This is a genomic window from uncultured Holdemanella sp., assembly GCF_958348295.1.
Taxonomy (GTDB): domain Bacteria; phylum Bacillota_I; class Bacilli_A; order Erysipelotrichales; family Erysipelotrichaceae; genus Holdemanella.
In genome coordinates this window covers 24,139-30,863 of the sequence record NZ_CATVYQ010000025.1, presented here as the reverse complement: position 1 = coordinate 30,863, position 6,725 = coordinate 24,139, and the positions used below count along the sequence as shown (strand labels likewise).

Here is a 6,725-nt window from a genome sequence, read left to right as displayed (position 1 = left end):
AATTACTCGACACTTGTCGCAGATTGGTTTAACAGATGGTCTTACTTTCATCTTTAATCGTCTCCTTATTTGCGTCTAAATGTTATACGCCCACGTGTTAAGTCATACGGTGAAATTTCAACGGTAACACGATCACCTGGTAAAATGCGAATGTGGTGCATACGGATTTTACCAGAAACGTGAGCTAGAATTTCGTGTCCGTTCTCCAATTTTACTTTAAAAGCTGCATTGGGTAAAGTGTCAACTACGATACCATCAATTTCGATCATATCTTGTTTAGCCATGAATCCTACACTCCTCCTTCTATCAAAAAAATGAAATGATGTCAGGCATAAAATGCCATTTACCATTTTAACAAAAAACCGATAAATATCCAAGTATAAATTAAAAAAAACACAACTTTATTAAGTTGTGTTACATTCAAGTGGTGGAGAAGGACAGATTCGAACTGCCGAACCAAAAGGAACTGAGTTACAGTCAGCCGCGTTTAGCCACTTCGCTACTTCTCCATCTTTAAAAAAAAAAACAATCTATTGATTGTTATTAATAAAATGGAGCAGGTGATGAGAATCGAACTCACGTAGTCAGCTTGGAAGGCTGAAGTTCTACCATTGAACTACACCTGCATAATATAAGTGGTGACCCGTGGGCGATTCGAACGCCCGACCCTTTGATTAAAAGTCAAATGCTCTACCAACTGAGCTAACGGGTCACAAGTGGTGCCGACTATAGGAATTGAACCCACAACCTACTGATTACAAGTCAGTTGCTCTACCAATTGAGCTAAGTCGGCATTTTAATGGTGGAGGTTAACGGACTCGAACCGCTGACCCTCTGCTTGTAAGGCAGATGCTCTCCCAACTGAGCTAAACCTCCAAAACTTGCCATACAAAGGGATAAAATTAATGGAGCAGGTGATGAGAATCGAACTCACGTAGTCAGCTTGGAAGGCTGAAGTTCTACCATTGAACTACACCTGCAAATGATGGCTGGGGTACCTGGATTCGAACCAGGGAAATGCAGGAGTCAAAGTCCTGTGCCTTACCGCTTGGCTATACCCCAATGAGTGGTGGAGAAGGACAGATTCGAACTGCCGAACCAAAAGGAACTGAGTTACAGTCAGCCGCGTTTAGCCACTTCGCTACTTCTCCATCAACATGGTGGAGGTTAACGGACTCGAACCGCTGACCCTCTGCTTGTAAGGCAGATGCTCTCCCAACTGAGCTAAACCTCCATGTTTTTTCATCGCAAACTCGTTTGCGCTCATTTATATTACCAAAGGATATTAGGTATGTCAACGGAATTTTTAATTTTTTTTATAAATTTTTCAAATTTCAATTCTAATGCCTTTATATAAAGCTTTTTAATCGATTTATTATTTATTCTTTTTTGTTCTTCAATCAATTTTTCATTATAGATTATATACATTCTAGGTGATATTACCTTATATTTTTTTCCAAAAACATTTTTTTCTTGTGCACAACCCAATTGGTTTATAAACCCGACATCTGAAATATAATGTATATCCGTATTATAAAACGATAAAAACTATACAACTCATCCTTATGATCTGGAAAAACCATATATATAGGTATATCCATATTTTCAAAAGCCTGGCTCCACAATAAAAATAAATCATGATAAACCACCGTTTTATTTAATTTTATTGAATCCATTACAACTAAAAGTGAAATCTCTTTTATATTATCAATCTCAATATTATTCATCTGTATACGTAGGAATGCGAACATATTGTATCACAATTTAACCTGGTGTAAAATAAAGTCATATATTATATATATTATTAGGAGGTTTTACCATGATTCGTATGGGAATTGATTTAGGAACTAACTATATTCGTCTATGCACACAAGAAGACGGATTACTATACAACGAACCTTGCATGGTCGCCCTTGATAAGCAAAACCATGTGCTAGGTATTGGGGAAGACGCTAAAGATTTAATCGGTTCTATGGACCCAGACATAAAAGTCATTTCACCATTACGTGAAAGCCCAATTAACTTTGATGCGCTTGATATTTTATTAGAACAATTACTATATGAACACAAAGCCTTTAAAATGTTCCAAAAAACAACTTTATTAGTTAGCTATCCTACTAACTTTAGTGAAGAATCCTGTGAAATATTAAAAGAGCATTTAGAAGAACTAGGTGCATATCGTGTTTATTTTGAACAAGAAATTTGGATTGCAGCCATCGGAGCTAAACTCGACCTTTTCTTACCTGTCGCAAGCTGCGTATTAAATATAGGATCTGCCAATTGTGATATTGCCCTATTCTTAAATGGCAAAATGGAAAAGAAAGCACGTTGTAACGTTTCAGGCATTACAATTAATATGGCCCTCAAAAATTGGCTAACAAATTCCTACAATATCAACGTTTCTAATAAACAAATTGAAAAAATTAAACGAAAACTTGGTCAGGTCAACATTCAACAAAATCCAAGAAGCCTTGAAATTGTTGGTATGGATAAAAATAGTCACGTATTAAAAGCGGTGATCATCAATGAAAATCAAATTGTCGGCGTTCTAGCTCCACTTGTACAGCAATGGACAAATTGGATTCTACATTTTTTATCAAGCTTACCAATTACAATGCAGCAAGACGTGAAAACGCGAGGAATTATCTGTTGCGGAGGATCCATGTTACTAAATGGACTACCAACCTATCTACAAAATACTGTTGGCTGTCCAATTTTTGTCACAGATGATCCACTAAATACTGTTTCTGCTGGGCTCATGATTTTATTATCACGTATGGAAGATTAAGTTAAATTTAAGAATCGACTCTTAATATATAATCAGAAAACAGCAAGACACCCTTCATATCCCATTCCCTTTTCTCTTATTGCTGTTTCAAAAGCTCCCAATGGGAGTTTTTCTTTTTGTGTGATATAATTTGTTCCATTAGGAGGACACTTTATGAACAAGAATATTGTATCATCGATCTTATATCTAATTGCAGCCATCTGCTTATTTATATTCGCTTATAATCTTACATATACATTCTTATATATAGGTATCTTATTTTTATTTATTGCGATCATCTATTCAAAAAAGGTAAATCAAAATGAAAAAAAGAAATAACAACAATTGGATATTCACTATTTCTATCATCCTAACGGCAATCGTAATGGCGTTCTTATCCTTTGTACCAGTAAGCATAGAATTCATTAAGCCATTTATAGTATATTTTGATCCAACCAAACTATTATCAAACTTGCCACTATGGATCTTTATAAACGGTATTATCGCTCTATATTCTCATTCTGAAAAAACAGCAACATTAAATACAACACTATTCAACATCGTTTGTTTTGTAAGTTATTGTCTATTCTCAATAATCCTTACACATACTATGCCAAAAGAAATGTTTTTAACATGGATCGTATTCACACTGATTTGGACAATCTTTAGTTATTTAGTATGGTCAGCCAATCAATCAGATTCAAAAGGATGGATTCTATCAACCCTTCTTTTAGCCATTCTCTTTAGTACATGCTTCACGTATACAGAAAACACGATATCAAACACTACAATATTAAACTTTTTACTTTATGTATTCCTAGTTGTAATCTTATATAAAGGCACAAAAGAAACATTGATCATCGTCGTTTCATCCATTATTTTAGCTATGATTTTAAACAAATTTAAAATTCAAATAATTTTTACAAAAAGTGCTTGCATTTATTTTAACTCAGTGCTATTATAAATAGGCACTTACGGAGGTTTAGCTCAGTTGGGAGAGCATCTGCCTTACAAGCAGAGGGTCAGCGGTTCGAGTCCGTTAACCTCCACCATTAAAATGCCGACTTAGCTCAATTGGTAGAGCAACTGACTTGTAATCAGTAGGTTGTGGGTTCAATTCCTATAGTCGGCACCACTTGTGACCCGTTAGCTCAGTTGGTAGAGCATTTGACTTTTAATCAAAGGGTCGGGCGTTCGAATCGCCCACGGGTCACCACTTATATTATGCAGGTGTAGTTCAATGGTAGAACTTCAGCCTTCCAAGCTGACTACGTGAGTTCGATTCTCATCACCTGCTCCATGTAAAATATTAACTCGCAAATGCGAGTTTTTTTATATCAAAAATGCCAAGGACCTACTCCTTGGCATCATTTATAAACGCATATACATCTTCATAAATCCTTTGATTCTCTTTTTCATTTAAGATTTCATGCTTTAAAGTCGGATACAATTTACTAGATACATTTTTATATCCAACCCCCATTAAAAATTGTTTCAACTGTTCAAATTTATCCTTATTCTGAATAACCGGATCTTCTTGACCTGCAATCATCAAGATTGGCAATTCACTATTTGTCACCTTCCAATCCTTTTTATCAAATGCTTTAACCATCAATTGAAATAAGTTTATAAAACCATTTGTTGTAAACAAAAAGCCACACAATTCATCCGCTTCATATTGATCTACATTCTCTGGATTTTTACTCAACCAACGATTCCCCGATTCATATCCCGCAAAAGCCATCTTATTTAATAAACTATTGCCTTTCTTTTCTTTAAAGAAAGGTTTTATTATTTTTGCCAATCCAACCGCAAAACTAGCAGCCGAATTTTCTGTAGGAGGACCACACAAAATCAAGCGACGAATATAATTGTCATATTTTTTTAAGTAACAACGAGCTACCAATGTACCCATACTATGACTAAATAACGTTACCTCTAATCCAGGATACATATCACGTACGTACTCAGTCACCTGGAATAAATCATCCACAATATAATCCGCATTTTCAGTATAGAAATATCCATAATCATTCTTTGATTTTACACTACCACCATGTCCTCTATGATCATGAATCACACAAATATAGCCTCTTTCATTTAAATACTGCATAAAATCAAAATAACGCTCTTTATGCTCCGCCATCCCATGTGAAAACTGTACAATTCCTTTTGGATTTTTACACTCCATTATCGCAATCTCTAACTTTAATCCATCTTGCTTTGATGTAATTTTTTTAATTATCATATTATAGTACCCACATTTCTTTCTTGATTTAATTGTATCAAATATATAATTATTTCAACTAGACAAATCAAAAAAAAAGACCATTTTTAATGGTCTAACTAGTTTTCACTAATTTCTACTTTTACTTTGTGATCTGCTTCCACATCAAAAGTAATCTTTGCGAAGTCATCTAAATGATTTGTGACAATATTATGAACTTGATCAAATACTTCATCCTCTTTTTCTTCAGACTTGCAATCATATTCAATAGATGTAACTGTATGCTTTTTAATTTTTACATCTTTTAATTCTTCTAACATTGATTTCATAGTTATCTACCTCGATATAAGTCTATCACTTATTAAATCCTGTTGTCAAATTTATGCGTGAAGCCAATCTACCCTATGATAATACATAAAGAAAGTAATACTTGATAAAGACCAAGTAATTGGATAGATCCAATATACACACCATATATTATGTACTAACATACCCATAACTGTAAGGCCTGCAACACGCACGAAGCACCAACACACAAGCATAACAATCATCGGAATCATGGATTTACCTGCTCCTCTTAAGATAGCCGATACACAATGTGAATAGGCTAATAAACAAAAGAAGAATGCACTTGTCTGTCCTCGTAATGTACCAAACCGAATAACCTCTGGTGTCGCATCAAAGGCTGCAATAAATTGAGAGCCAAACACAAAAATAATTACACCAATGATTTCCGCCAAAGTCATCGAACAAATCATACCAAATTTAGCACCCTTTAAAACACGATCATATTGACGAGCTCCTAGATTTTGTCCAACAAAAGTCGTAAGTGCCATTGTAAAACTAGTAATTGGCAAGAACGCAAAACCTTCAATTTTTGAATAAGCACCACAACCAGCCATGGCCATATCACCAAAAGAGTTGATATTCGATTGAACAACTACATTAGCTAGTCCAATAATGGAATTCTGAAATCCACTAGGCAAGCCATATTTTAAGATTTCCCCTAGAAGTTCTTTATGAATCTTTATCTCAGAAAGAACAATACGATGTGTTCCCTTTGTCGTCAACAATAAATATAGGCATAGACCCGCTGAAATATACTGTGAGATGATTGTAGCTAAAGCAGCAGATCCTACACCCATTTTAAGAAACGCAATAAAAAATAAGTCCAATACAATATTTACTACACTTGAAATAATCAAATAATATAGTGAATGCTTACTATCACCTACTGCCTGTAAAATACCTACAAAAAAATTATACATAATGGATCCAAAGGAACCTAAAAAATAAATTTTAAAATAAGTCACAGACGCATCCATTACACTTTCTGGTGTTCCCATCCATTGAAGCAATGTAGGCGTAAAAAAGATACCTACAAGTGTCATAATAAAACTTACGATCAATCCAAATGCAACTGTTGTATGGATTGCATTCTGCATACGTTCTATTTCTCTTGCTCCAAAATATCGTGATATGACTACACCTGCACCAATCGCGACACCATTAAAGAAACCAATCATCAAAAATATAATATTTCCGCTTGAACTTACAGCCGCAAGAGCCTGGCTTCCTAAAAAGTTTCCAACAATCAATGAATCCACCGTATTGTATAACTGTTGAAACAAATTTCCTAATAAAATAGGTAGCGCAAAGAAAACCATCTGTTTAGGAATCGAGCCCGATGTCATTAACTTTTGTCCTTGTGCCAACCCTAACACCTCCTAT

General features: G+C 34.8%; 9 protein-coding genes and 13 tRNA genes. 7 read left to right on the top strand and 15 right to left on the bottom strand.

Annotated elements, in window-relative coordinates; genetic code table 11:
* The 12 genes from rpmJ to Q3907_RS06035 form a co-directional block, all read right to left on the bottom strand.
* Positions 1-51, bottom strand: a 51-nt coding sequence (rpmJ, locus tag Q3907_RS10705) for a 50S ribosomal protein L36 (protein ID WP_217256559.1), incomplete at its 3' end; no start/stop codon positions are given.
* 14 nt (positions 52-65) lie between these two features.
* Positions 66-284: a translation initiation factor IF-1 gene (gene infA / locus Q3907_RS06085; protein ID WP_117573900.1), complete on the bottom strand. Its 219-nt coding sequence runs from the start codon at positions 282-284 to the stop codon at positions 66-68.
* 141 nt (positions 285-425) lie between these two features.
* A tRNA-Tyr gene (locus Q3907_RS06080) sits at positions 426-509 on the bottom strand.
* A gap of 43 nt (positions 510-552) precedes the next feature.
* Positions 553-626 (bottom strand) — tRNA-Gly (locus Q3907_RS06075).
* 10 nt (positions 627-636) lie between these two features.
* Positions 637-712 (bottom strand) — tRNA-Lys (locus tag Q3907_RS06070).
* A gap of 5 nt (positions 713-717) precedes the next feature.
* Positions 718-793 (bottom strand) — tRNA-Thr (locus Q3907_RS06065).
* Between the two features lie 7 nt (positions 794-800).
* Positions 801-876, bottom strand: a tRNA-Val gene (locus tag Q3907_RS06060).
* 30 nt (positions 877-906) lie between these two features.
* Positions 907-980 (bottom strand) — tRNA-Gly (locus Q3907_RS06055).
* A gap of 6 nt (positions 981-986) precedes the next feature.
* Positions 987-1,062, bottom strand: a tRNA-Gln gene (locus Q3907_RS06050).
* Positions 1,063-1,067: 5 nt separating this feature from the next.
* Positions 1,068-1,151: transfer RNA gene (locus tag Q3907_RS06045), tRNA-Tyr, on the bottom strand.
* A gap of 7 nt (positions 1,152-1,158) precedes the next feature.
* Positions 1,159-1,234, bottom strand: a tRNA-Val gene (locus tag Q3907_RS06040).
* A 38-nt stretch (positions 1,235-1,272) separates the two neighbouring features.
* Complete coding sequence (locus Q3907_RS06035; RefSeq protein ID WP_301897657.1) at positions 1,273-1,404, bottom strand: hypothetical protein; 132 nt, start codon at positions 1,402-1,404, stop codon at positions 1,273-1,275.
* Between the two features lie 415 nt (positions 1,405-1,819).
* Here Q3907_RS06035 and Q3907_RS06030 point away from each other — a divergent pair, with 415 nt between their 5' ends.
* The 7 genes from Q3907_RS06030 to Q3907_RS06000 all read left to right on the top strand — a co-directional run bounded on the left by Q3907_RS06030 (position 1,820) and on the right by Q3907_RS06000 (position 4,067).
* Positions 1,820-2,788 (top strand): rod shape-determining protein, encoded by a 969-nt coding sequence (locus tag Q3907_RS06030; protein WP_295647434.1) that lies wholly within the window; start codon positions 1,820-1,822, stop codon positions 2,786-2,788.
* 153 nt (positions 2,789-2,941) lie between these two features.
* The gene (locus Q3907_RS06025; RefSeq protein ID WP_295647435.1) at positions 2,942-3,106 is read left to right on the top strand and encodes a hypothetical protein; all 165 of its coding nucleotides are present in this window, start codon (positions 2,942-2,944) and stop codon (positions 3,104-3,106) included.
* The gene (locus Q3907_RS06020; RefSeq protein ID WP_295647436.1) at positions 3,090-3,731 is read left to right on the top strand and encodes a hypothetical protein; all 642 of its coding nucleotides are present in this window, start codon (positions 3,090-3,092) and stop codon (positions 3,729-3,731) included. The genes Q3907_RS06025 and Q3907_RS06020 overlap by 17 nt, the downstream gene beginning before the upstream one ends.
* Positions 3,732-3,743: 12 nt before the next feature.
* Positions 3,744-3,819 (top strand) — tRNA-Val (locus Q3907_RS06015).
* 7 nt (positions 3,820-3,826) lie between these two features.
* Positions 3,827-3,902, top strand: a tRNA-Thr gene (locus Q3907_RS06010).
* A 5-nt stretch (positions 3,903-3,907) separates the two neighbouring features.
* Positions 3,908-3,983: transfer RNA gene (locus Q3907_RS06005), tRNA-Lys, on the top strand.
* A 10-nt stretch (positions 3,984-3,993) separates the two neighbouring features.
* Positions 3,994-4,067 (top strand) — tRNA-Gly (locus tag Q3907_RS06000).
* Between the two features lie 54 nt (positions 4,068-4,121).
* Here the strand turns inward: Q3907_RS06000 and Q3907_RS05995 are convergent.
* The 3 genes from Q3907_RS05995 to Q3907_RS05985 all read right to left on the bottom strand — a co-directional run bounded on the left by Q3907_RS05995 (position 4,122) and on the right by Q3907_RS05985 (position 6,688).
* Complete coding sequence (locus Q3907_RS05995; RefSeq protein WP_301897656.1) at positions 4,122-5,015, bottom strand: alpha/beta fold hydrolase; 894 nt, start codon at positions 5,013-5,015, stop codon at positions 4,122-4,124.
* A gap of 98 nt (positions 5,016-5,113) precedes the next feature.
* Positions 5,114-5,323 carry a hypothetical protein gene (locus tag Q3907_RS05990; RefSeq protein WP_003864747.1) on the bottom strand — a complete coding sequence of 70 codons (210 nt, stop codon included), beginning with the start codon at positions 5,321-5,323 and terminating at the stop codon, positions 5,114-5,116.
* A gap of 51 nt (positions 5,324-5,374) precedes the next feature.
* A complete protein-coding gene (locus Q3907_RS05985; RefSeq protein WP_295645052.1) occupies positions 5,375-6,688 on the bottom strand; it encodes an MATE family efflux transporter in 1,314 nt (437 codons plus the stop codon).
* Positions 6,689-6,725 lie beyond the last annotated feature (37 nt).